The 23,328-nt window shown below is 60.7% G+C and carries 16 protein-coding genes and 1 CRISPR repeat array; of the genes, 9 read left to right on the top strand and 7 right to left on the bottom strand.

Going from position 1 to position 23,328, the window contains the following annotated elements; genetic code table 11:
- Nucleotides 1–20: 20 nt before the first annotated feature.
- Together glgA and P9L99_04810 are read right to left on the bottom strand one after the other, a co-directional pair.
- Complete coding sequence (gene glgA, locus P9L99_04805) at nucleotides 21–1,541, bottom strand: glycogen synthase GlgA (GenBank protein ID MDP8222658.1); 1,521 nt, start codon at nucleotides 1,539–1,541, stop codon at nucleotides 21–23.
- Nucleotides 1,542–1,651: 110 nt separating this feature from the next.
- Entirely contained in the window at nucleotides 1,652–3,307 is a 1,656-nt protein-coding gene (locus P9L99_04810) for an acetyl-CoA hydrolase/transferase C-terminal domain-containing protein (protein ID MDP8222659.1), read from the bottom strand.
- Between the two features lie 401 nt (nucleotides 3,308–3,708).
- On the opposite strand from P9L99_04810, the gene P9L99_04815 reads away from it, so the two are divergent.
- Entirely contained in the window at nucleotides 3,709–5,034 is a 1,326-nt protein-coding gene (locus P9L99_04815; protein MDP8222660.1) for a sorbosone dehydrogenase family protein, read from the top strand.
- A 17-nt stretch (nucleotides 5,035–5,051) separates the two neighbouring features.
- Here P9L99_04815 and P9L99_04820 read toward each other — a convergent pair whose 3' ends face one another.
- The 5 genes from P9L99_04820 to P9L99_04840 form a co-directional block, all read right to left on the bottom strand.
- On the bottom strand, nucleotides 5,052–7,127 hold the full coding sequence (locus P9L99_04820) for a DUF4388 domain-containing protein (GenBank protein ID MDP8222661.1): 2,076 nt from the start codon (nucleotides 7,125–7,127) through the stop codon (nucleotides 5,052–5,054).
- Entirely contained in the window at nucleotides 7,124–9,202 is a 2,079-nt protein-coding gene (locus tag P9L99_04825) for a response regulator (protein ID MDP8222662.1), read from the bottom strand. The genes P9L99_04820 and P9L99_04825 overlap by 4 nt, the downstream gene beginning before the upstream one ends.
- On the bottom strand, nucleotides 9,202–11,517 hold the full coding sequence (locus P9L99_04830) for a DnaJ domain-containing protein (protein ID MDP8222663.1): 2,316 nt from the start codon (nucleotides 11,515–11,517) through the stop codon (nucleotides 9,202–9,204). Before P9L99_04830 ends, P9L99_04825 begins: the two co-directional genes overlap by 1 nt.
- The gene (locus P9L99_04835; protein ID MDP8222664.1) at nucleotides 11,514–12,479 is read right to left on the bottom strand and encodes a hypothetical protein; all 966 of its coding nucleotides are present in this window, start codon (nucleotides 12,477–12,479) and stop codon (nucleotides 11,514–11,516) included. The genes P9L99_04830 and P9L99_04835 overlap by 4 nt, the downstream gene beginning before the upstream one ends.
- A gap of 157 nt (nucleotides 12,480–12,636) precedes the next feature.
- Nucleotides 12,637–13,377, bottom strand: coding sequence for a hypothetical protein (locus P9L99_04840; protein ID MDP8222665.1), 741 nt, complete (start codon nucleotides 13,375–13,377; stop codon nucleotides 12,637–12,639).
- Nucleotides 13,378–13,587: 210 nt separating this feature from the next.
- Here P9L99_04840 and P9L99_04845 point away from each other — a divergent pair, with 210 nt between their 5' ends.
- From P9L99_04845 to tgt, 8 genes are all read left to right on the top strand, one after another.
- Nucleotides 13,588–14,394 carry a uracil-DNA glycosylase gene (locus P9L99_04845; protein MDP8222666.1) on the top strand — a complete coding sequence of 269 codons (807 nt, stop codon included), beginning with the start codon at nucleotides 13,588–13,590 and terminating at the stop codon, nucleotides 14,392–14,394.
- A 1-nt stretch (nucleotide 14,395) separates the two neighbouring features.
- A complete protein-coding gene (locus P9L99_04850) occupies nucleotides 14,396–15,742 on the top strand; it encodes a nodulation protein NfeD (GenBank protein MDP8222667.1) in 1,347 nt (448 codons plus the stop codon).
- Nucleotide 15,743: 1 nt separating this feature from the next.
- Complete coding sequence (locus P9L99_04855) at nucleotides 15,744–16,517, top strand: slipin family protein (protein MDP8222668.1); 774 nt, start codon at nucleotides 15,744–15,746, stop codon at nucleotides 16,515–16,517.
- Between the two features lie 11 nt (nucleotides 16,518–16,528).
- Complete coding sequence (locus tag P9L99_04860) at nucleotides 16,529–17,722, top strand: sensor domain-containing diguanylate cyclase (GenBank protein ID MDP8222669.1); 1,194 nt, start codon at nucleotides 16,529–16,531, stop codon at nucleotides 17,720–17,722.
- Between the two features lie 251 nt (nucleotides 17,723–17,973).
- Nucleotides 17,974–19,323: an FAD-dependent oxidoreductase gene (locus P9L99_04865; GenBank protein MDP8222670.1), complete on the top strand. Its 1,350-nt coding sequence runs from the start codon at nucleotides 17,974–17,976 to the stop codon at nucleotides 19,321–19,323.
- 13 nt (nucleotides 19,324–19,336) lie between these two features.
- The gene (locus tag P9L99_04870) at nucleotides 19,337–19,738 is read left to right on the top strand and encodes a response regulator (GenBank protein MDP8222671.1); all 402 of its coding nucleotides are present in this window, start codon (nucleotides 19,337–19,339) and stop codon (nucleotides 19,736–19,738) included.
- 891 nt (nucleotides 19,739–20,629) lie between these two features.
- Nucleotides 20,630–20,868: a CRISPR direct-repeat array (repeat unit 37 nt; unit sequence GGTGTCGGGACGTCCCAAATGACTGGGTATGGCAACG).
- A gap of 274 nt (nucleotides 20,869–21,142) precedes the next feature.
- A complete protein-coding gene (gene queA / locus P9L99_04875) occupies nucleotides 21,143–22,207 on the top strand; it encodes a tRNA preQ1(34) S-adenosylmethionine ribosyltransferase-isomerase QueA (GenBank protein MDP8222672.1) in 1,065 nt (354 codons plus the stop codon).
- Nucleotides 22,204–23,316 carry a tRNA guanosine(34) transglycosylase Tgt gene (gene tgt / locus P9L99_04880; protein ID MDP8222673.1) on the top strand — a complete coding sequence of 371 codons (1,113 nt, stop codon included), beginning with the start codon at nucleotides 22,204–22,206 and terminating at the stop codon, nucleotides 23,314–23,316. Before queA ends, tgt begins: the two co-directional genes overlap by 4 nt.
- Nucleotides 23,317–23,328: the final 12 nt, after the last annotated feature.

Genomic DNA, 23,328 nt, shown 5'->3' on the forward strand with positions numbered 1-23,328 from the left:
ACCCCCGAACCCAAGGTTAATCACGACTGCCCGTCAGGCAACGGCGCGGCTTGCGCTTGGCCATCCTCTTTGCGGACGCGTATCGCTTTTCGATAAAGGCGCTCGTACTTCTTGATGATCTTGGGCCAGGAATAGTCAGTCGCCATGGCGGCGTCCACAAGCTTGCGCCAGCGTGTCCCGTCCTCGAAAAGCATCGCGGCGTCGGCCAAGACCTTCAGCAATGCCTCGGGGTTCTTGTCAACGAATTTGAAGCCGTTGGCGCCGCGCGAGCCCTTCCGCCACCCCTTGACGGTGTCGTCGAGGCCGCCGGTGGCGCGCACGACCGGCAGCGTGCCGTACTTTTGGGAGTACATCTGCGAAAGGCCGCAAGGTTCGTACAGGCTGGGCAGCAGCAGTAGGTCGGCGCCGGCTTCGATCTTGTGCGCCAACTCCTCGGAGAAGCCGAGATGCACGCCGACACTTTCGGGAAACAGTTCCTGCAATTGCCGCAAGTTGGTTTCGTATTTCTTCTCGCCTTCGCCAAGAAAAATCAGAATGTAGCCGTGGGCGACGATGTCCTCGACGATCGGCATGATCAGGTCGAGACCCTTTTGTTCCACCAAGCGGCCGATAAACGCGATCACGGGTTTGCGCGCCCATTCCTTGGCGATGCCGAAGGTGGCCAGCAAATCCAACTTGCATTCTTGCTTGCCCTCCAGCTGGGCGGCGCTGTAGGTGGCAACGATGTACGGGTCGCTTTCCGGGTTCCACTCTGTGTAATCGACGCCGTGCGTAATGCCCACGAGCCGGTCGGCGCGCGCGGCGAGCAAATCTTCCATCCCGAAGCCAAGCTCCGGCGTTTGAATCTCGCGGGCGTATTTCTCCGAAACCGTCGAGATGATATCCGCGTGGGCCAGGCCGCCCTTGAGCAAACTCCAGCGACCGTGAAATTCGCATTGATCGGCGTGGAAGGCCTCGGGCGGCAGCCCGAACACGTGCCCCGCCTCGGGTGGGAACAGCCCCATGTAACCCAAATTATGAATCGTGGCGACGGTCGCCGGCGCGGCCCATTTCGCCTCTTGATCGCCGAACAAGCGCAAATAGGAAACGACGAGTCCGCCCTGCCAATCGTGTGCATGCACCACGTCGTACTTGCTTTTCGCGGCTCGCAGATAGGCCAGCACGGCTTTGGCAAAAAACGCGAATCGTTCCGCGTTGTCGGCGTAATCAGCCCCGCGGGCCGGGTCGGTGTACAACCCCTCGCGGTCGAAATACTGGTCGTTCTCGACGGCCAGCGCCCGCCAGGGGCGATCGAGTTCGAGGCGGTGTACGGCACCGGAAACCTTGGCGTCGCCGATGGAGACCGTGAATTTTTTGAGCACGGTTTCAGCCGGGCTCGCCACGCTTTTGACGACGCGGTAGTAGGGCAGAATGACATCGACGTCATGCCCAGCTTCCGCGAGGTATTTCGGGATGGCGTCGCACACATCGGCCATACCGCCGGTTTTTGCCAGGGGCGCGACTTCGCTCGCCACAAAAAGAACTTTGAGCCCTTTGGCCATGGAAGCACTTCCTCCGCGTTGGAATGAGTATTTGAAACGCGCTTAACGTAACAACGGCCCCGCAACACGCAACACGGGGCCGTCCGATTGAGCCACGAGCAAGGCGGCGGTCAAACGCTGACCCGGAATTCCTCCCAGGCGCGTTGCTTGAGCCACCCTCGGAAATCCGGGTCGGCCACGCTGATGATGCTGCGAATGAAATCGCTTTGCGGCTGCGCGTTGACTTGCGCCACACCGTGTTCGGTGGCCAGAAAGACTTTCGCGCCGTCGCGCGTGCCGAAAAAGTCGGGCCCGATCAGGCTCAGCGGCGTGCCCACCGGTTGGAAGGGGAACACCGAGGAGCGGAGCTTGCCTTCCGGCGTGCGGTGCGTCGACTTCATGCACAAATACGCAATGCCGCCCACGATCAGGCCGCGGTTGATCATCGCCGCGCCACCAATGCCGGAGTAGTGGTTTTTGTCGCGGCCGGCGGAATTAAGGTGACCCTGAAAATCGATGCTCAGGCAGTTGTTGATTCCCAACCCGCCGTAGAACGCTTCGGGAATGACGACCCGGGAAGACGGCGCGCAAATCACGTCCCGGTTGTTGTGCATCTTCTCGTAAAAGCCGTCACCGTCGACGCCGATGCTGAAGGTGAACACGAGCTTGCCGTCAAGCTGCGTGCGGGAGCCGTCCCGTTCCACGAAGTGCGAGCCGGCGATTTTGCCCGCTTCCCACAAATCCCACGTGAAGGGCTCCATCATTTCCGTGTAGCTGCGCCCGGTCCACGCGGAGTTGGCCAGCAGCTTAATCGCCAACACGCCGGTGCCGCCGAATCCCACTTGGATCGCCCGGCCGTGGGTGTCTTCGGGGTGCATTTCGATGTGATTGACCACGTTCTCGGCGATCTTCATTTCCACCGCGGCCGGGTTGTCGAAACTGCCTGCGGGCAAGGAGGGAAGCCTCGTTTCGTCCTCGACGACAAAAAGGCGGCCTTCGTTCGCGGCCCGCCGGAATTGGCTGTAATGAAAAGTGTTGGACGCATCGCCGTACCCGTAGGTGAACGGGTACTTCGCGTTCATATAGAGCACGATGTTGATCGAGGGCTTCTCGAGCGCGAACGTCATCGTTTCCCACGTAGCACCGTTGGCGATGCCCAAACTCATTTCACCCTGCGCGTTGGGAGGCGTGACGGCGGCCGCAATGAGGTTGAAGGTCGGCGTGCCGTCGTGCCGGAACGCCATACCGCCGGTGGCGTCGGGAAAGTGCACCGACTGCATATCCACGATTCCCATCCGCGACTTGTTGCGCCCGACGAATTCCGGATACAGCAGACGGGTCATGGCGTTCTTGGGAATGATCATGTTGCTCGCCGCGCCCATGAAACCCGACACGAAAACGATCCGCCGTTCCTGCAACTCACGGAAATGATCGATCAGCTTGCTCAGCCCCTCGACCTTCTTGGTGATCTCATTGGCCCGCCGAGCCAACGCGCCGATCAGCGAAGGCGTCTTCGTTCCCTCCACGATGCCGCGCAGCAATCCACCGGCGGCCAACGCATCGCCGACCAGCAGCCGGTGGGGTGCCATAAACAACGCCTGGCGAATCGTGATGTCCCGAAGGTCGTGCTTCTGGATGTGATCCCACAACCGCTCGTACACCGCGATCGGTTCGGACGTCGCGAAACCCGTAACCAAGCTTGTTCCATTGGTCACCGTAGCTTCCAGAGCCTGCTCATGTGTAACAATGCGATTGCTGAAATACTTTGGCAGTTCGACTCCGGCCATCAATGCATCCTCGCTTTTTCGGGTTAAAGTCCACAGGCCCCGGGCGGCGCCGCGACCCCAACCTCGGAATTGCCCAATATTGAGCAATCGCGCTTTTTTAGCCTGACTACGAGCTTTTGTCAACTCCCCTAACTGTTTGAAAGGATGGATTTTTATTCAAGTATTCCGTGTATTTACGCCGCAGTGCGGCGTAAACCATTCCGGAATTCGTCCAGATTCACAAAAACGCTGCGACCCGAGAATGAAACAAGACGACGACCTAAGTGGCCGATTTCCCGTACAACCCGGCGACTCCGCGCACTAGATACTCCCCGCGTGGCATCGTCGGTGATCCGCATTAACTTGTGTTGATGAGGTTCGATAGCCGGACCTGACGCCGCGGCAGCGTATGGAGGTCGAACATGAGAAAAGTAATTTGGATGTTGGCGCTCTGGTTGGCGATGGGGTTGATCCCCCTCGGTGTCCTTGCCGGCTGCGGCGATCAAAACCGCGACGGGGACCAAGAAGCGCCGGCCGACAACAATGACGGCGACGCCGATGACGACCCCAACGACGATGATGACGACCTCGACGATGACGACAATAATGACGATGACGACACAAATAGTGACGATGACACACCGACGACACTGGACGCACGTATCGAATTGCCGCCCGGATTCTCCATCGACTACTTCGCGCAGGACGTCGACAACGCGCGATCGTTGGCCCGCGGCGATCAGGGCGTCATTTTTGTAGGCAGTCGCTCGACCGGCCGCGTGCTCGCGCTGCTGGACGAAGATAACGATCACTACGTCGACCAAAGTTACGTCATTGCCTCTGGGTTGAACTCGCCTAACGGCGTGGCGTTCCGCAACGGGTCGTTGTACGTGGCCGAGGTGAGTCGTATTTCGCGTTTCGACGACATCGAAAACCGCCTCGCCGACCCGCCCGCGCCGGTCGTACTTAAGGACGACTACCCCACTGACGATCAACACGGTTGGAAGTTCATCGCCTTTGGTCCGGACGACAAACTCTATGTGCCGGTGGGCGCGCCGTGCAATGTGTGCGAAGAAAGCGACCCGATTTACGCGTCGATCACGCGGATCAATCCCGACGGCAGCGGGCTGGAGATTTTCGCGCGCGGCATTCGCAACACGGTCGGCTTCACCTGGCACCCGACGACGGGCGAAATGTGGTTCACCGACAACGGCCGCGACCTGCTCGGCGACGACCTGCCGCCCGACGAACTCAATCGCGCCCCGGCGGCGGGCTTGCACTTCGGCTTCCCCTATTGCCACGGCGGCGACTTGCTCGATCCGGATTTCGGCCCCGGCCGTAGTTGCGACGACTACACGCCGCCGGTTCAGAAACTCGGGCCGCATGTGGCCTCGCTCGGCTTGCGCTTCTACACGGGCACCCAATTTCCCGAGCAATACCACGGGCAGATATTCATCGCCGAACACGGCAGTTGGAATCGCTCGGTGCCCATCGGTTATCGCGTAACGCTCGTGCGTCTCGACACCGAGGGGAACTCGCTAGGGTATGAAACCTTCGCCGAAGGTTGGTTGAACGAAGACGGCTCGCGTTGGGGTCGGCCGGTTGATTTGCTCGTGCTGCCCGACGGTTCGATGCTTGTTTCCGACGATGAAGGCGACGCGATCTACCGCATCCGTTACGTGGGGGATGATTTCAACGGCAAGAACACGTCTGCTTCGGCGAATCGCCGGGCGGGTTGCTGCGGCTGACGGAAAAGACGCCGGGCTTAGCTCTTTCGTGACCCAATGAGTTCAAGCTGCAAGAGGCAGTAAACGACTTCCAGCGCCAGAGCGCGTTTCAGCGGCACCATTTCCAGCAGTGTACGCACGGTTCGGCGGCCGTCGATGAGCGTGACGAGCCGCTGCTCTTTGGGTTCGCTGAAGAAGCAGCAGAGATCCGTATCCGTGCTTTTGCGCACCGCGCGATCGAGATACCGCGCGACCTGTTCGCCCACGCGCTCGGCGGCGACGTTTTGGCGCATGCCCTGAATGATCAGTCGCGTCACGTCGATGCCGGCCGACGGCGCGTCGCCTTCGGCTTCAACGCCCTCTTCGAATTCGTAGCCTCCCTCCGTCCAACCGAACAGAGCCAACAACTTATTCTCGAGCTGCGACAGCAACGATTTGAACAACTCGTGCGGCGAGACGTACTGGTCGGCGACGAGCACTTCCCCGATTTGCCGCCCCTCGCCCAGCGCTTTTTCAAGGGCTTGGTCGCGTTGCCCGGGCGACAATGTGCCGCGCGCGATCAGCAGTTCCCCCAGGGCCAAGGGTCCGGGGTGGCTGGAGGTTACTTTGACCGGCACGCCGCGTTTGAAAAAGACGAGTTCTTCATGCTCGCCGCGGCGTAGCGCGAGTCGCCCGGTGGCCTGGGTTTGCAACAAGTGGAACAAATAACGCCCGAGCGGCGTTTCGGACAAGTTGCCGACATCGGCGTCTCCCTCGTCGTCCAGAATTTGTTCTTTGCCGACTGTTCGATGGCCGCTTTCGGCCTGCGCGCGGTTGGCCACGGCACCGTCGACACGCAAGAAACGGTCGCCGCCCTGGAAACGAATCACGCCGAAGAGCAAAAACAAATAGAGCACTTGAAAGGTGCGCGAGAAATTCAGATCGGCCTTGGCGATCACTTCCCCCAAGGAGGTTTCGCCGTCGACCAGTTCCAAGACCCGCCATTCCCGTTCGGTCAGGTTGAGGTTTTCCCGGGTCAACTCGGGAAAGTCGACCTTTTCCACGATCGCGCCCTTGTTTACGTAAAGCCGTTCTTCCAGCTTGGCCATGTCGTAATGTCGTTCGATGCCCGTCACGATGATCGCGAGCATGTCCTGGTCGATGGGAACAGCGTCATCGATGTGCTGCACACCGCGCGTGAAGGAATAGCTACCCTCCCGCCAACGAAACGCGGAATTGATTTTCCGCCGCGCCTGCGTCCGCAACAACGCCTCCAGATCCGCGTTGGAGAGAAAACCCTTTTCGACCAGCAGCGACCCGATCTTGCGCCCGCTTTCGCGGGCTTCCACCAAGGTTTTCTCCAGCGCCACCGGATCGATCAAACCGCGCGAGACGATGATTTGTCCCAGGGCGTCGTCGGCGATGAAATTCGTGCGAATCGACGCAGGGATGCCGTCGCGCAGTAAAATTTCGCGGCGTTCGTTCATCGCTCGCACATCCAGCAAGCCGTTGGCGTGCGACCGGTAATACTTCAGCAACAATTCGGGCAACAGGATGAGCCCCAGGATTCCTTTTTCATCCGGCTCGCGGTTCGCTTTCGGCTGAGTGACCGCCGCAGGCGCGCGTTCCGGCTTGGGTTCCGGTGCCGGTTCCGGCTCGGCCGGCGGCGCTTCGGGAATCGTCATATGGGTTGGTGTCTCGAGGCCCAATTCGGCGGCGGTGGCGCGCACGGCCTGGTCCGCCTCGCCCTGAGCAAAGGCGGTCCGGTGCATCGCCGCTTCGATGGCCGTTTGCCATTCGTTAGGATGCACGGGCAATTCGAGGTAGCCGTCGAGTCGATATTGCGCTTTGATTTCGTCGCCGTATCCCGCAGCGCGTCGGAACGAGGACAGGGCGATGGTGGTGATGACTGACGTTTCGGGATCTTGCTTAAGTTGCCGGACGAATTCGAGGCCGTTGGCGTCGGGCAGAACGATGCTCACAACCACGACGTGCGGCATGCGCCTTTCGACCAAGTCGGAGAATTCGCGGGCTGATACCAGGTGGTCGAAGACGAAATGTTCCGGCAGGCTGTGTTGCATTTCCGCGCCGACTCGCACGTCTGAAGAGAGCAGCACAACTCGTGTTTGTTTCATGACTTCTTCCCGAAAAGCGACCAGTTTTTGTCACCGCTTTTCTTGAGACGTTGCTGGGTATAATGCACGTCGCGTTTTAGATCCGGGTTGTGCGGATCCAACTCCAACGCTTTCTTGAAATACGACAGCGCTTTCTCATCGTCGCCGACTTTCGCCTTCACTTGGCCAACCAGGCGCAGCATGTCCACACGCTTGGTGTCAGAGGCCAAAACCCGCTTGGCGACGGATTCCACGTCATCCCAGGTAACGCCTGGGTCTTCCAGCAGCTTGAACATGGCCTCGGCCAACTTGGCGCGATATTCGATGTTTTTCGGATCTCCGGCCGCGGCCTTTTTCAGGGCGTCAACCGCCGCCGCGTAACGTCGCTGTTCCAAGGCGATCATGCCGTCCTGATAGTCGAGCATCGCCTGCTTCTTTTTGTCGACGGGGCTTTCCTCGGCCGCTTCGCCGCCGGCCGGTCGTTGCGGCGCCTGCTTCGAGGACGCGGCCTCGCGCTCCAGTCGGTCGGAATAGCGGCGCCGCGTTTCAGGGTCGCGCAGGTTGTGGTAAGCCCGCTGCAACCGGCGGCTGACCGTCACCGACATCTTGCGCACGCGTTTGGGTGCGGCGAGTGTGAAGGTGTCGGGATGAAATTCCTTTTGCTGCTCTAAAAAGGCGCGGTGAATCTCGTCGGCAGACGCCTCGCGCGCCACACCGAGCAAGGCGAAATCATCCAGGTCGTCCATCTGGACGAAAAACGACTTCAACCTTCGCACGCGGTTTTCCTGGCGAGGGTCGACTTCCGGCGGTTCCGGGGTCGGCGGCGGCTGGGACGCGTAAGCCTCCAACTCCGGGTCTTTGGCCACCGCGGCCAGGCGCACGACGCCCAGCAGGTCCAAGGCGCGGATCAAGCGCAGGGCGGACATTAGCCCAAGCGTGCTGTCGCCGACCGCGTCGCCCAGGGTCATCTTGCCGTCGGCCGACGCGACGACTTGCCGTTCGGGCGGTGTCAGATGCTGTCGCGCCTCGGCGACCGCCTCCTGCGAACCGAAAAAAAGGAAGTGGGCTTTGTGCTGTTCGTACCAGCTTTCCAGCGGCGCCGTGTCGATATGGTCGCGGTACCCGTCGAGCACGACGGCGAAGGGTTCGCTTTCAAAGGTCGTGGCTTCCTCGGGGTATTGGGTGTCGCGGTCGATCCGGTATGAGCCGCGAGGCCAGGCGAAGCACCGCCCAATTTTCAGTCGGGTCTGCTGCACGAGGTGATAGTACAGGTCGTCGGAGGAGATGAGCCCCATCGCCGCCACGACGGTGCCGAAGCGTTTGCCGGTTTCGGCCATTTCGACCATCGCGTCTTTGTATTGCTCTTCGTTGATCACCCGGTCGTTGACCAACATGCGGCCCAGCGTTTCTTCGGGGATGTTCGATTTGACGAATACCGGTTTGCCGTCGCGGAAAAAGATGTGTTTGGCCTGATCCTCGCTCTTCACTTCCAGCAGGCAGGACTCGTTGTCGTCGCGAAATTTGACCAGTATGCCGCCGAGGATTTCGGGACTAAGCTCACCCTCCTCGAGCAGCGGATCGGGAAGCCGCGGTTCCGGAGCCGGCGGCTCGGGGGCCGGCGGTTTCGCCGGTTTTTCCGGCTGCGGTTCGCGCGGCGGCGGCGACTTCGGGGGCGGCGATTTCGGGGGCGGCGGCGGCACGATACGGTCGGCGGCCGTCGGTTTGCCGATGAGCCCGGCGATGGCATCGAGCAGTTTCACAACGGGAAACGGCCGCGAGAAATAGGCGTTGGCGTGGTAGCGATTGATGGCGTCGTGTTCCATGGCGCGGCTTTGATACACTTTGGATACGACGATGACCTTGACGTCCCACGTTTCGCCCTGCTCCTTGGCGATCTTGCACACCTGCAACCCGTTGACGCCTGGTATGAGCACCTCGACGACGACCAAATCGTGCCGGCGTTCGGTAAACATGCGCAAGCCTTCGGTGGAATCGCCGGCGCCGTCCACGTCATAACCGATTTTCTGCAGAACGCCGACCAGTTCCTCGCGCTCATGCCGATCGGGCTCGATTAAGAGGATAGTTTTAGGCCGCACTACACGTTCTCCAACTTGGCTAATTCTTGTTTGGCGCGCGCGTTGTCGGGGTTGTAATGCAGGGCTTGCTCGAACGAACGACGGGCCGCGTCGCGGTCGCCTTCCCGCAGGTGGATCATCCCGAGAAAGGTGTAGCCGCTATCCAGGACCGGGTTGATGCTCAGCGCCTGTTCGATCAAATCGCGGCCGCTCAAGCGGGCGTTATTCTCATCGGGTGCGCCCAGAAACGTCGCCCAACCCAAATAGGCGAAGTATTCGGCCTCGTTGGGGTTGAGGTCGCGGGCTTCGGTGAAATGCGCGATGGCCTCGTCGTAGGCCTGGCGGTGCAATGCGTCCTCGCCGCTTTGAAACGCCAACTCGCTCCGGACAAGACTCGCCATGCTCTCGGTGACTTTCCCGGCTTCGGAAACCTTGCGCATGGTTTCGTCATCGCCGCCGAAATCGACCAGTTCCTGTTGCGCGTCGGTCTCGGCGCCCCCGGCCAGATCCTCACCGACATCCCATTCGATGTCCGGCGTGTCGATGTCGTCCTCGACCACCCGCTCTTCCTCGGCGATAAAATCGGCGAAGCCGACATCTTCCGAAACCGCCGCGGCCGGCTTTGCCTCCTCGGCCTCGGCCTCCTGGAAAAGATCGCCCAACCCAAGATCGTCTTCCTCGACCGCCGTCTTGTCGACGACTTCGGCTGCGACCCGTTCGGCCTCGGCCTCGGTTCGCTCCGGCTCGGCAACCGCGGCTGCCGGTGGGGCGGCAAGGTCGGGCTCGGGGATGGGACGTCCCCAAATTTTCCCGTTGTAGGCGCTTCGCCGTTCGGGATCGAACAAGGTTTCGTACGCTTCGGTCAACGCGTTGAAAACTTTGTCGCTCATGTCGCGGAGCTGTGGTTCCGCGTCTTGATACAGATCGAAGGGCCGGTACTGCTTGGCCAACGTGTGGTAAGCGCCGCGGATCTGGTCGGACGTGGCGTCGGCCGCAATCTGGAGCAGTTCGTAGTGGTTGACCGCGCCCAGCAAGTCGTAGGCCCGCGACACGGCCAGGCGGTAACGCCGGCGGCGGTCATCGAGGACCATTCCCTTGTCGTCTTTCAAGTCGCGCAACTCGTCGGTGCGGCGCTTGCGGTCGGCCAGGAACGCCGCTTGCTCTTTGACGCCGCGCTTGGCGAATCCGGGGTCGCCGACGAAGCGGATGACTTCGGCAAGCAGCAGGTAATAAAGCAGTTGGAAGGTTTCGGACAGGCTTAGGTTGCTGTGCGCGACGATCTTGCCGACGCTTCGCTTGCCGTCCACGAGTTTGAAGAACTTCGCTTCGTGCGGCGCCAGGTTCATCTCGCCCGAAGCCAGGGGCGATTTCTTGAGTCGCCGCAGCCGCTGGTTTTTGTACTCGTTGAAGTAGCGCTCCAGCCGCGTCAGGGTGTAAAAGCGCTTGGCCCCGTCCAGGATAAGTTTCAGCGTCGGGATCTCCAACTGCACCGAATCATCGAGTGTGAAACTACCGGGCCGGAACTCGTATTCGCCCTCGTCCCACGCAAAGATGCGCAGGATTTTCTCGCGGATTTGCCCTTGCAGAGCTTGGAAAAGCTCGTGGGACGTGATCACGCCCATTTCCATCAACACCGCGCCTTGCTGGCGGCCGGATTCGAGCATGCGTTGCAGGCTGTTGTTGTATTGCTCGTCGGTGATGATGCCGCGTTGCACCATGAAGCGGCCCAGAGATTCATTGGAGAGGTTGGAAGTGACGAACACGGGCTCGCCGTCGCGGAAGTAAATCACCTTGCTGATTTGTTCGTGCATGACGCGCAGCGCGCCGGTCCGCTGGTACTTGTAGAGATAAAACAACAGCCGCGGGAACGGCGTGTCGCCCAAATGTCCGTGGGTGCCCATCTTGCGCCGCCCGGCCTCGGGCTGCTGCCCGGCTTCGGGCGCGGGTCGCGGCAGCGGCGTTTCCAAATCGCCGATCAAACGATTGATCACCTTGTCCAGGTCGGCCACGTTGACCGGCTTTTCGCTGTAAGCGTCCACGCCCATCGTCCGGCGGGACTCGTATTGCTCTTTGAATTGGCGATACACTTTCGAAAGCAGAATCGTCTTGATCGCCTCGCCGCCGGGCGATTTCTTCACCTTTTGGCAAACCTTCAGCCCGGTCAGGCCGGGAATCAGCGCGTCGAGAATAACCAGGACCGGCTCCAATTGTTCGGCCGCGGTCACGGCGTCCGGGCCGGTCTTGACCCAATGCACCTCGAATCCCTTGCCGCTCAAGTAGTCGTTGAGTACGGCGAATTCGGAGTAGTTACTCTCTCCAACCAGGACTTTTCTCATTCGTCCTCCGCAGGTGACCACAATTGTCGTATCACCGCCGCCGCGATAAGCGGCACCATGATCTCGTGATGTCCGACCAAGTTGATTCCTCGCCCGCTCTGCGCCACCGGGCGGGTCACCACGTTGGTCAGCGGACGATAATGGCGAATGAAATCGAGGTTGGCGCAGGTCATGTCCTCGACCGCCGTTCCCGTATTGCGCACCGCGGTCAGCGCCTTGAGAAACACCTCGGGCATGAGCACCGCGCTGCCGATATTGACGAACACACCACCGCCCAGCCGACTCACCAGCGTGGTGAACACGCCGAAATCATGCATCAACGCCGTGCCGAGGCGGGCGGCGTGCAACGCCGGATGAAGGTGAACGACGTCGGTCCCCACCGCTACGTGAATCGTGACGGGCACTCCGGCGCGATGGCAGGCGGCAAGCACCGAGGCGTCGGCGTGGGGTAAGTCGTTCGTGGCCAGAAACTCGGCCGCGGCGTTCCCCAACCCGGTGGTTGCTTCGGCGGCGCGGTCGACGATATCCGCGAACGCCTGACCCGTTGCCTCGCTGACGCCGAAACGCCCGCTACCGAGCGTGGCGTCGACGTCCTCGCTGGTGAAGCCGACGGCGGCCACTTCGAAATCGTGAATCAAGAAGGCACCGTTGACGCTCACGGCGGTGATCACCTGGCGTTCGATCAAGTCGGCCAATACAGGGCCGAGACCGACTTTCACCACGTGCCCGCCCATCGCCAGGTGCACCGGTCGCCCGACGGTTCGCGCCGCCACGATCGCCTCGACCAACTCGCGCAGTTCGCGACCGGCCAGGATGCGCGGCAACGAAGCCCACCAATCCTCGAAGGTCGCGTCGCCGCGAACGGGCTTGGCAAAGTCGCGCACCGAGACCTTCCCACCACGGTCGGCGAGTTTTTCTCGAGTCAACCTGCTGAAATCAAACGGTACGATGGGCTCGCCCACCCAGCTTCTCCATTCTTCGCATCAACGATATGTCGAGATTTTGTGTTGCCCGGCGGTGGTACGGAACAAAACCCGTACCGCCCCCCCCAACGGTGCCAGACCATACCCCGATCAAGGTACCTTTTTGGCTCATATGTTGTCAAATGAAGTCGCGTAGTTAGCGCTCGACGAGACGACCAATGGCGAAGGTGATGCCCAGGTGAATAATGACCGTGTGCTCCAGCGAGACATCGAAATTGCCCTTGGCGTCGTCGAAGTTCATCTCGGTATCCAGCAAGGGGAAATCGGCCCGCAACTCCGTGCCGATCGCGCCGGTGCGCATCTGGTGTACGAATCCCAGGCCCGTGTTGACTCGCCAATTGGGGAAACTGGCGCTGGAGGACTCGCCGTCGCCGCCTGTTTCACTGGAAAGTTTGCCGGAAGCCCAGGCGTACCCGGCGCCGCCGAGCAAGTAAATGCGATTGGGGCCGCGAAGGAAATAGCGCAAGTAGTTGACCGAAAAACTCGCCAAGCTGAAGGCGAGGGTTGAATCGCCGCCGTAGGTGCCGACGTTGTCGCTGACATCCTGCTTCCATTTGAGCGTCAGGATTTCGTATCCCGTCTCCATGCTGATGCCGTTGTTGCCGAAGACGGGAATCAACGCCAGATGAGCCGAGAACCCGGGAATCATCGCTTGTTCCTGCCGCGTGCGGTAATTCAACCCCTCACTGACAGGCGAGGCGGTGGCGTCGAAGTCCGGCAAGCCGACCAGGCCCAGCTTAATGCTGAGAAAACCCGAGACATTCGAACCGAAGGGACTCTCATACGCATCGGGCTGGGTGACGACCTGCGCGGCCGCGGGCGCGGCAATCAAAACAACAAGAAAGAGAGCCGCCATCGCGGACATAATTCGGTTCACCAGCATTGCTCCTTGCAAAGGGAATAGGAGTGTAGCCCCGGGTTTTCGCCGCGGTCAAGCGATTGTCGCCACATTTCGAGAGGAAAAAGAGCAAAACCGTCAGCCGCCGCGTCACGGGTCCATTTCCCTCCGTGGCTTTTTACGCCGGCTCGTGTATATTCGGAGATAATCAAGTTGGACTGTGGCTTCTTCTGTATCTGAGGTATGGACGTGAATGATAACGACGACCTTTTGTCGGAAAAACTCGCCGCCCTGGCCGAGAGTCTCATGGCCCTCAAAGGCCTCGGGAGGCAACTGACCGCCGACCAGCAAAAACTGGTCGAGTTGGCGCACGCCCAACCGCGCCTGCGTCCCACCATGGCGCCGGCCGAATCCGATGCCGCTGCGCCGGCAACCGCGCCGCCCCCCCGCGAGATATCGGACGCGGCGGCGGCGGAACGGCAATCCGAGCTGGACCGTATCCGCGATCTTCTCGGCGATTGCACCCGCTGCAAGCTGCATGAGGGTCGCCAAAACATCGTGTTCGGCGCCGGCAATCCGGGGGCAGAGCTGATGTTCGTGGGTGAAGGCCCCGGGGCGGAAGAAGATCGTCAGGGCATACCCTTTGTGGGGCGCGCGGGCGACTTGCTGACCAAAATGATCGAAGCCATGGGCAAAAAGCGCGGCGATGTCTACATTGGTAATATCGTGAAATGCCGGCCGCCGGGCAACCGTGACCCGGAAGCCGACGAAGTGCAGGCGTGCATTCCGTTTCTGCACGCTCAAATCGAAGCGATTCAACCTCGGGCGATTGTATGTCTCGGGCGGGTGGCCATGCAAAACTTGTTGAACACCAAGGTGGCGGTCTCCAAATTGCGAGGCCAATGGCAGGATTTCCAGGGAATTCCCGTCATGCCGACCTATCACCCCGCGTATTTGCTGCGCAGCCCGCAAGCGAAGCGTCCCACGTGGGAAGATCTCCAGAAAGTTATCGCCCATCTGAACTGGACGGTCCCGCAACGCACGAAAGGAAAATGACTTGCGCAAAGCACGGACAATTCTATTTACCGCGTTTCTGATCTTAGGCCTGGCCTTGTGGGCGCTGGCTCAAGTTGCGGCGCCCGGTACGCCGGTGGTGCACGTACTGACCGTAGACGGCGCGATCAATCCCGGCAGCGCGGACTACATCATTCGCGCCGTCGAAACCGCGACCGCCGCCGGCGCCGCCGCCCTGCTGATTGAAATCGATACGCCTGGGGGCTTAGTCGACTCCACGCAGGACATCGTCAAGGCCATGCTTGATGCCGACGTGCCCATCATCACCTATGTAACCCCGCCCGGCGCCCACGCCGGCAGCGCGGGCGTTATGATCACCCTGGCCGGTCACGTGGCGGCCATGGCACCTTCCACCCGCATCGGCGCGGCGAGCCCCGTGTCGATGACCGGCGAGATGGACGAAACCATGCGCGCCAAAGCGACCAACGACATCGTCGGCTTCGTCGAGGCGATTGCCAAAAAGCGCGGTCGCAACGTGGAATGGGCCAAGAAAGCCGTCACCGAAGCCGCCGTGGTCACCGACGACGAAGCGCTCAAGCAAAAAGTCGTCGACCTGATCGCCAAGGACGTGGACGAACTGCTTGCCCTCGCCGACGGGATGGAAATCGTGCTCGGCCACGACAAGAAACACACCCTCGCTTTGGCCGGGGCGACGTTGGACCGCCGGTCGATGACCTGGAAGCAGAAACTGGTGTTCTACTTGGCCGATCCGAACCTCGTGTACCTGTTTATGATTATTGGTATGCTCGGTTTGTACGCGGAGTTCTCGAACCCGGGCATGATTCTGCCGGGCGTCGTCGGTGTGATTTCGCTGGTTCTGTTCGCGGTGAGCACGCAGATCCTGCCCATCAATACCGTGGGGCTGCTGCTGATCGTCGCAGGTATCGTCTTGTTTATCCTCGAGTTCAAGTTTACGAGCTTCGGGGCGCTCACCGCGGGAGGAGTCGTGTTGTTGATCGTCGGTTCGCTGTTCCTGTTCGAAAACACGCCGGACAAGGTGTTCCCCGCCGCCGAGTTCCAGTTGCAGGCCTCGCTCGGGGTGATTTTACCCACGGCGATCGCCATGGGGCTGTTCACGCTTTTCGTCGCCTACAAAGTCATTCGGGGACAGGTACAAAAAGGCCGCACGGGCCAGGAAGGCATCGTGGGCGAAACGGGCACCGCCGCTTCCGAGATCGCGCGGAAAGGTAAAGTGCTGGTGCAAGGGGTTTACTGGGAGGCCGAAAACGCCGCCGCCGCCCCCATACCGGCCGGTGCGGAAATTCGGGTCGTCGCTGCCGACGGCCTTCGTCTAAAAGTCGCAATGCTCAACGAAACGAAGGAGTCTTGATATGGCATCGCCGTTTGTAATGGGTTTATTGATCGTTATCGGCATGGCCGCGCTGGTTTTGCTGTCGGGCGTCCGGATTCTCAACGAATACGAACGCGGCGTGATTTTCCGCTTCGGTCGCATCGCGGCATCCAAACAGCCGGGCCTGCGATGGATCATTCCTTTCGTCGACCGCATGGTACGCATCTCCACGCGCATCATCGCCACGGATGTGCCGCCGCAGGACATTATTACCAAAGACAATGTGTCGGTGAAAGTGAACGCGGTGATCTACTTCAAGGTGATGGAACCAATCAAGGCGGTCATCGAAGTGGAAAACTATTTGTACGCCACCAGCCAGTTCAGCCAAACGACGCTGCGTTCGGTGCTGGGTCAAAGCGAACTGGATGAACTGCTTTCCGAACGCGACAAGATCAACATGGAACTGCAAGCCGTCATCGACAAACACACCGATCCCTGGGGCGTCAAAGTCACCGCCGTGGAAGTCAAACACGTCGACCTGCCCCACGAAATGCAGCGCGCCATGGCCCGTCAGGCCGAAGCCGAGCGCGAGCGACGCGCCAAAGTCATCGCCGCCGAAGGCGAATATCAAGCCGCCACGAAGCTCAATGAAGCCGCGCAGATTCTCGGCGAGAATCCGATGTCGCTGCAATTGCGCTACCTGCAAACCCTGCGGGAAGTGGCCACCGAGAACAATTCGACGACCTTGTTCCCGATTCCGATCGATTTGCTCACGCCGTTTATGAAGACCCTGGCAAGCGCGGCCGAGAAATAGTAGCTCCGATCATGGCCGAAAAGACATCTGAGGGTACCCGCATCCGCGAGGCCGAACAGAACGCCCGCATTGCGGAACTGGAAGCGGAAGTCGAGCGCTTACGCCGACTCAACAAGGACCTGTCGGAACGAACGCTCGAACTTTTCAGCCTCTTTGAACTTGCCTACTCGCTGGGCGGCGCGCGTTTTGATCGCCTGCACGACGGAACGCTGGATTTCATCGGCGAATTGATGGGCATCGATCTGTTTAGCCTGATGCTCTACGACAACGAAGAAGGCGTGCTGCGCATCAAAGCCGCCCTGGGCCTTTCCGATGAAGTCCGCGAAAACTTTTCCGTGCGGCCGCCGGAGGGAATCGCCGGGTATGTGTTTGCCAGCGCGCAGGCGATGTATGTGCCCGATGTCGATGTCGAACCGCGATACAAGCAGTTGCAGGACCACGGCGTCGACGAGGGGAGTTTGTTGGCGATTCCCTTGCTCGATGACGATCATTCGCCCTTCGGCGTGCTCAACATTTCCAAGCCGGAAAAAAACGCGTTCTCCGAAAGCGATCAGGGGTTATACAGCACCGTCGCACTGCAAATCGCGACGATGATCCAAAACTACACGACCTACCGCCAACTCAAAGAACTGTCCCTGACCGACGAACTGACCGGCGTGGGCAACCGGAGGCACTTTTTCCAAACCCTGGAAGACGAGCATATGCGGCATAAACGCTCCGCGTTGCCGTATACGCTTCTCCTGATCGACGTCGATTATTTCAAGCAATTCAACGACACCCACGGCCATTTGGAAGGCGACATCGCACTGGTGGAGTTGGCGCAGATATTCCGTTCCCGTTGCCGAAATTCCGACCTTGTGGCGCGCTACGGCGGCGAGGAATTCGCCGTCTGCGCCGTACGCACGTCGAAACAAGACGCCTTCAATCTAGCGCAGGCGCTGCGGCGCGGCGTGGACGAAAACATCTTTCGATTGCGCGATGGATCGTCCGCGTCGCAGCTTTCGATCACCATCGGCGTGGCGAGCTTTCCCGAAGACGGCCGTACCTACCAAGACGTGCTCGAGCACGCCGATCAGGCGCTGTACTTCGGCAAGTCACGTGGCCGCAACACGGTGATCGCCTATCCGGTGCCGCTGCCTGAAGGGTCCCAAGCCCGTGGCGCCAAAGGAGACACGCCCGGCCGCCGCGGCAAGGTTGACGCTTGACCAAACAAGGTCCGGCCCCGCCTCCCATTCAGCCCCACCGGGGCGACATCCTTTTGCCCAGCGCGTGAGCCCTGGGGCCGACTTCGGCCACTTCCGCCTCATTCACACCAAAGTTCAGCTCTTTTGGCATAAGTGGTTGAATGTTTTGACGTCTGAGCGTAGAATATGCCGTCAATCTCGCCAATCTTCATGTGTTTTGGCGTGTTATTTGAGGCTTTTAGGAACTTAAGAACAACGGAAGGAAATGGATCATGGCCGAAAAAGCTTTTGACATCATCGTGATCGGTGGCAGCGCGGCGGGCCTTACCGCAGCGATCACCGCGCACCGCCAGTATCCGGAGAAAAAAGTCTTGTTGATCCGCATGGAGAAACAGGTCCTCATCCCCTGCGGGATTCCGTATGTATTCGGCACCGTCGGCACGCCGCAAAAGAACCTCATTCCCGATACGGCGTTGGACAAAAACAATATCGAATTGCTCCTCGGTGAAGTGGAGACCGTCGATACCGCTGGCCACCTCGTCAAGCTGCTGGACGGCGCGGAAATCAGCTACGAGCGCCTTATCATCGCCACCGGGTCGCTGCCGGCCATGCCGCCGATTCCGGGTTTCGATAAGCAAAACGTCTGGGCCGTGTACAAAGACGTCGCCATGCTCGAAGAACTGCAAGCCAACCTCCAGAGCGTGAAAAACCTGGTGATTGTCGGCGGCGGTTTCATCGGCGTGGAATTCGCCGACGAATGCAAAAAAGCCGGCGTGGAATCGGTCACGATCGTCGAATTGCTTCCGCACTGCCTGATGCTTTCCTTCGACGAAGACTTCGCCATGGCCGCTGAGAAGACGCTCACCGAACGCGGCATCGAATTGCGCACCGGCGTCAAGGTCGAAGAGTTCACCGGCGACGGGGCCGTAGAGGGCGTGCGTTTGTCCACCGGCGAAGAACTCAAGGCCGACGCGGTGATCATGGGTATCGGCGCCGTCGCCAATATCAAGATGGCGAAAGCCTCCGGGTTCAAACTCGGCGCCACCGGCGCCATCGAAGTGAACGACTACATGATAACTTCCGACCCGCACGTGTTCGCCTGCGGCGATTGCGCCGAGAAGGTTTCATTCTTCGGTGGCCGTCCCTCGCCGCTCAAGCTGGCGTCGATCGCTTCCTCCGAAGCGCGCATTGCCGGCGCCAACCTCTTCGGCATTCGGCGTGAGAACATCGGCACGATCGGCGTGTGGTCGACGGCCATCGGCGATCTCGCCCTGGCCTGCGCGGGACTGACCGAACGTTTGGCTCAGCAAGCCGGCTACGACTACGTAATCGGCGAAGCCGAGGGCCCGAATCGGCACCCCGGCATGATGCCCGGCGCGAAGAACATCAAGGTCAGGTTGATTTTCGAGCGGCGCACCGGCGTGTTGCTCGGCGGCCAGTTGATGGGCGGCGCCGCGGCCGGTGAAGTGGTCAATGTGGTGAGCGCCTGCATCCAAAAGAAGATGACCTTCGACGACATCGCCACGTTCCAAATCGGCACGCACCCGGCGCTGACGGCTTCGCCGATCGCCTACCAATTGGTCAACGCGGCCGAAATGGCCCAGATGAAAACTTCCGTCTGAAAGGGGACGCGTGATGCCGAAAATTCTACTGATTGACGATGATCCCGATTTCATCGCGGCCCATTCCGCGATCCTGAGCGGTCACGGCTACGAAGTGATCAGCGCCTACGACGGCGAAGAAGGGTTGGCCAAAATCCAGTCGGAAAAACCGGATTTGGTCGTGCTCGACGTGATGATGTCCACCGAATACGAGGGCTTCGACGTGGCGCGCAAGATTCGTGAGGATCTGAAACTGCGCGACCTGCCGATCATCATCCTGAGCAGCATTCACGAAGAAAAGAAAGTGCCCTACCGCTTCGCGCCGGACGACACGTGGCTGCCGGTCGACCTGTGGCTGGACAAGCCCGCCGAGCCCGCGGCGTTTATCGAAAAGGTGCAACAAGCCCTGGGCACCATGCCGCAGCAACCGGGTTGATTCGCGACAACCTTCTACCACAACCCACGCCGCCCGCTTTGCCGGGCGGCTTTTTTTTGCCTCCGCCGACTTGCCGATAACCGCCCCGCTATTCCCGCCGAAGCGGTGAAACGGTGTCGTGCTTTCTTGTCACGATCGGCCGGCTGTGATAACTTGTTTGTTTACCGACTATGATGATTAATCGGCCCTGTTGGGCATTTGTCTTTTCGGTGTGGCTCTTTGAAATTCAGCAGTGATCGCAACCCAGAGACATGGTCTTGTTACGTGTCCCGGTTTTCGCGTTTTTTCCCTGGATTCCCGCCTGCGCGGGAATGACGTTTCCCCACAAATGGACAGGCAATTTACCACAACCTGGATTCCCGCCTGCGCGGGAATGACGGGACGAAACGAAGCGAAAGCGACGGCGTCCGTAGTACCGACAATCTTTCTTTCGTCATCCCCGCGCAGGCGGGGATCCAGACCAAACCATCACGGTTGAAGCTCAGCCTTGCCCGGCCCTCACCCTGGCCTGCGGCCGTCCCTCTCCCACAGGTAGAGGGAAGCGAAAACCGTCGCAGCCTGCCTCCCCTCTCCTTGCGGGAGAGGGGCCGGGGGTGAGGGCGTCCCCTGCACCCTGTCCCCTGTCCCCTGTCCCCTCAATCAAGCCTCGGGGCTGGGTATGGAAACTAGCAAATCCCGCCGATTTCGCATTGGTCGGGGTCGCAGCGGGCCCATGGTGGGCTGCATGCTGTCCCCTGCACCCTGTCCCCTGTACCCTCACGCGAGCCTTCGGGCCGGCAATTTGAGGAGAAAAACTGAGGCTTTACCCCACTAAAAAGGACCGAATGAAGCTTTTTTTTCCAGTCACAGATGCTGTAAACACCCGAAATCTCCAGTCATTTTATAGCTTCTGGTGTCGGGACGTCCCAAATGACTGGGTATGGCAACGGGGTAAAGAATCACCCCCCCCGCCGTTTTGGTGTCGGGACGTCCCAAATGACTGGGTATGGCAACTTTGTTTTTGTTTTTGCTTTTGCTTTTGTTTTACCGGTGTCGGGACGTCCCAAATGACTGGGTATGGCAACGCGACCTTCGTCCCGTCCACCGCGTCGGCGGTGTCGGGACGTCCCAAATGACTGGGTATGCGGCCGGGCGTAAGGGCATTCGCTGTCCCCTGCACCCTGTACCCTGTACCCTCACTCCAGCCTCCGGGCTGGGTATGGAAACATGAGGCGCACGGGGTTGATGTCGGTCTCGCTGGGTCGCAGAGGGTCTAAGTAGGGCTGGGTATCGGGCGGGGGTGAGGGCATTCGCTGTCCCCTGTACCCTGCACCCTGTCCCCTTCCTACCACCCTGCGGCGAGGCCGAAGAATCCCGGGCCCGACGCTTGTTGTCAGCGGCGGGGTTCGTGCTAGACTCCGCCCCATGAGCGAACATGACGACCTGTTATCGACCTACGATTTCGAGCTGCCCGCGGCGCAGATCGCCCAGCACCCGGCGGCGCGGCGCGACGAAAGTCGGCTGCTGGTCGTGCGAAATAGCGGCCAAGTGGACCATAAACGCTTCCGATACGTCCTCGATTTGCTGCAAAACGGCGACGTCTTAGTGCGCAACGACACCAAAGTGCTGCCCGCGCGCCTCATCGGGCGACGCGAAACGGGCGGGCGCGCCGAACTGCTGCTGCTCCACCCACATGCCGACGGCGTCACGTGGCGGGCGATGGTCAAGCCGGCCAAGACGATGCGGGCGGGTCGACGGATGCTGTTCGGCAAGCTGGGCGCGGAAGTTTCCGCGAAGCACGAGGACGGTACGATCGACGTCCGCTTTCCGGTGTCGCGGGACGATTTCGAACGCCTCCTGGCCCAGGAAGGACGCATGCCCCTGCCGCCGTACATTCACCGGCAAGACGAAGAGCCGCCAGAGGTGCTGGCCGAGGATCGCGAGCGCTACCAAACGGTGTACGCCCGGCGCGATGGGGCGGTGGCGGCGCCGACCGCGGGGCTGCATTTCACGCCCGACCTGCTCGCGGAAATTGCGGCGCGCGGGGTGGAGGTCGTCGACCTGACGCTGCACGTGGGGGCGGGCACTTTTCTGCCGGTGCGAACCGAACGTCTCGACGACCACGTCATGCACGCGGAGCGTTACGAACTGAGCACGGAATCGGCGGCGGCAATCCAGACGGCGCGGGAGGAAGGCCGGCGCGTCGTGGCGGTGGGCACGACGGCGACGCGGGTGCTCGAAACCCTCGGCGCAAACGGGCGACCGCTGGCGGCCGCGGCGGGCAGCACGGATCTGTTCATTCGCTCGGGGCATGACTGGAGCGTGATCGACGCCATGCTGACCAACTTCCATCTTCCGAAAAGCACGCTGCTCGTGTTAGTCTGCGCCCTCGCCGGCACCGAACGCTTGCTGGCGGCGTATCGCGAAGCCGTGGCGGCGCAGTACCGCTTTTTCAGCTACGGCGACGCCTGCTGGATCGAACGCGCATGACACATTTTCGTTTCGAACTCTTGGCCACCGACGGGTCCACAGCCGCCCGCCGGGGACGCATGCACACGCCGCACGGCGTGGTGGATACTCCTGTGTTCATGCCGGTGGGTACGGGGGGCTCGGTCAAGACGCTGGACAACCGCGACCTGGCGGCTCTCGATGCGCCGGTCGTGCTGGCCAACACCTACCACCTCTACCTGCGCCCGGGTCATGAAATCGTCCGCAAACTGGGTGGATTGCACGGCTTCATCGGCCGCGACGGCGTGTTTTTGACCGATTCGGGCGGCTTCCAGGTGTTCTCGCTCTCGGACATGTGCAAGATCACCGAAGAAGGCGTGCGCTTCGCCAGCCACATCGACGGCAGCCGACACCTTTTCACGCCCGAGTTGTCCATCCAAGTACAAGAAGCTCTCGGCGCGGATATCATCATGGCCTTCGACGAGTGCATCCCGTACCCGGCCACGGATGAATACGTGCGGCAATCGACCGAGCGCACCCTTCGCTGGACGGAGCGCTGTGTTGCGGCCAAGACCCGCGCCGACCAAGCGCTGTTCGGCATCGTGCAAGGGGGCATGAGCGAAGAGTTACGCCGCTTCAGCGCCGAGCGAACCGTCGCCCTGGACCTGCCCGGATACGCGCTGGGCGGGCTTTCGGTCGGCGAAAGCAAGGAACAGATGATGCGCGTCGCCCGGTTCAGCGCCCCGATGCTGCCGGCCGACAAACCCCGCTACGTGATGGGCGTGGGGCATCCGGAGGATATTCTGGAGATGATCGCCGCGGGCGTCGACATGTTCGATTGCGTCATGCCCACGCGCAACGCGCGCACCGGCACGCTGTACACGTCGAGCGGCCGGGTGAACATCCGCAATGCGGTGCACAAGGATGATCCCGCCCCGCTGGACGCCGAGTGCGACTGCTTCACGTGCCGGAACCACTCGCGCGCTTATCTGCGGCATCTGTTTGTCGCGCGGGAGCCGACGGCGCTGCGACTTTTATCGATCCACAATCTGACTTTCTATTTGTCGATGATGGCGGCGGCCAGACAGGCCATCACCGAGGGAAACTTCGCGGAATACGTGTCCGAGTTTCGCGCCAAAACGGGAACCTAACACGGGAGTCGC

It is taken from the genome of Candidatus Lernaella stagnicola, from assembly GCA_030765525.1.
Classification (GTDB): Bacteria; Lernaellota; Lernaellaia; order Lernaellales; family Lernaellaceae; genus Lernaella; species Lernaella stagnicola.

Excerpts from the sequence above, each read along its gene's own strand:
- glgA (MDP8222658.1), bottom strand. The coding sequence starts at position 1,541 with ATGGCCAAAGGGCTCAAAGTTCTTTTTGTGGCGAGCGAAGTCGCGCCC.
- P9L99_04810 (MDP8222659.1), bottom strand. The coding sequence starts at position 3,307 with ATGGCCGGAGTCGAACTGCCAAAGTATTTCAGCAATCGCATTGTTACA.
- P9L99_04815 (MDP8222660.1), top strand. The coding sequence starts at position 3,709 with ATGAGAAAAGTAATTTGGATGTTGGCGCTCTGGTTGGCGATGGGGTTG.
- P9L99_04820 (MDP8222661.1), bottom strand. The coding sequence starts at position 7,127 with ATGAAACAAACACGAGTTGTGCTGCTCTCTTCAGACGTGCGAGTCGGC.
- P9L99_04830 (MDP8222663.1), bottom strand. The coding sequence starts at position 11,517 with ATGAGAAAAGTCCTGGTTGGAGAGAGTAACTACTCCGAATTCGCCGTA.
- P9L99_04855 (MDP8222668.1), top strand. The coding sequence starts at position 15,744 with ATGGCATCGCCGTTTGTAATGGGTTTATTGATCGTTATCGGCATGGCC.
- P9L99_04860 (MDP8222669.1), top strand. The coding sequence starts at position 16,529 with ATGGCCGAAAAGACATCTGAGGGTACCCGCATCCGCGAGGCCGAACAG.
- P9L99_04865 (MDP8222670.1), top strand. The coding sequence starts at position 17,974 with ATGGCCGAAAAAGCTTTTGACATCATCGTGATCGGTGGCAGCGCGGCG.
- P9L99_04870 (MDP8222671.1), top strand. The coding sequence starts at position 19,337 with ATGCCGAAAATTCTACTGATTGACGATGATCCCGATTTCATCGCGGCC.
- queA (MDP8222672.1), top strand. The coding sequence starts at position 21,143 with ATGAGCGAACATGACGACCTGTTATCGACCTACGATTTCGAGCTGCCC.
- tgt (MDP8222673.1), top strand. The coding sequence starts at position 22,204 with ATGACACATTTTCGTTTCGAACTCTTGGCCACCGACGGGTCCACAGCC.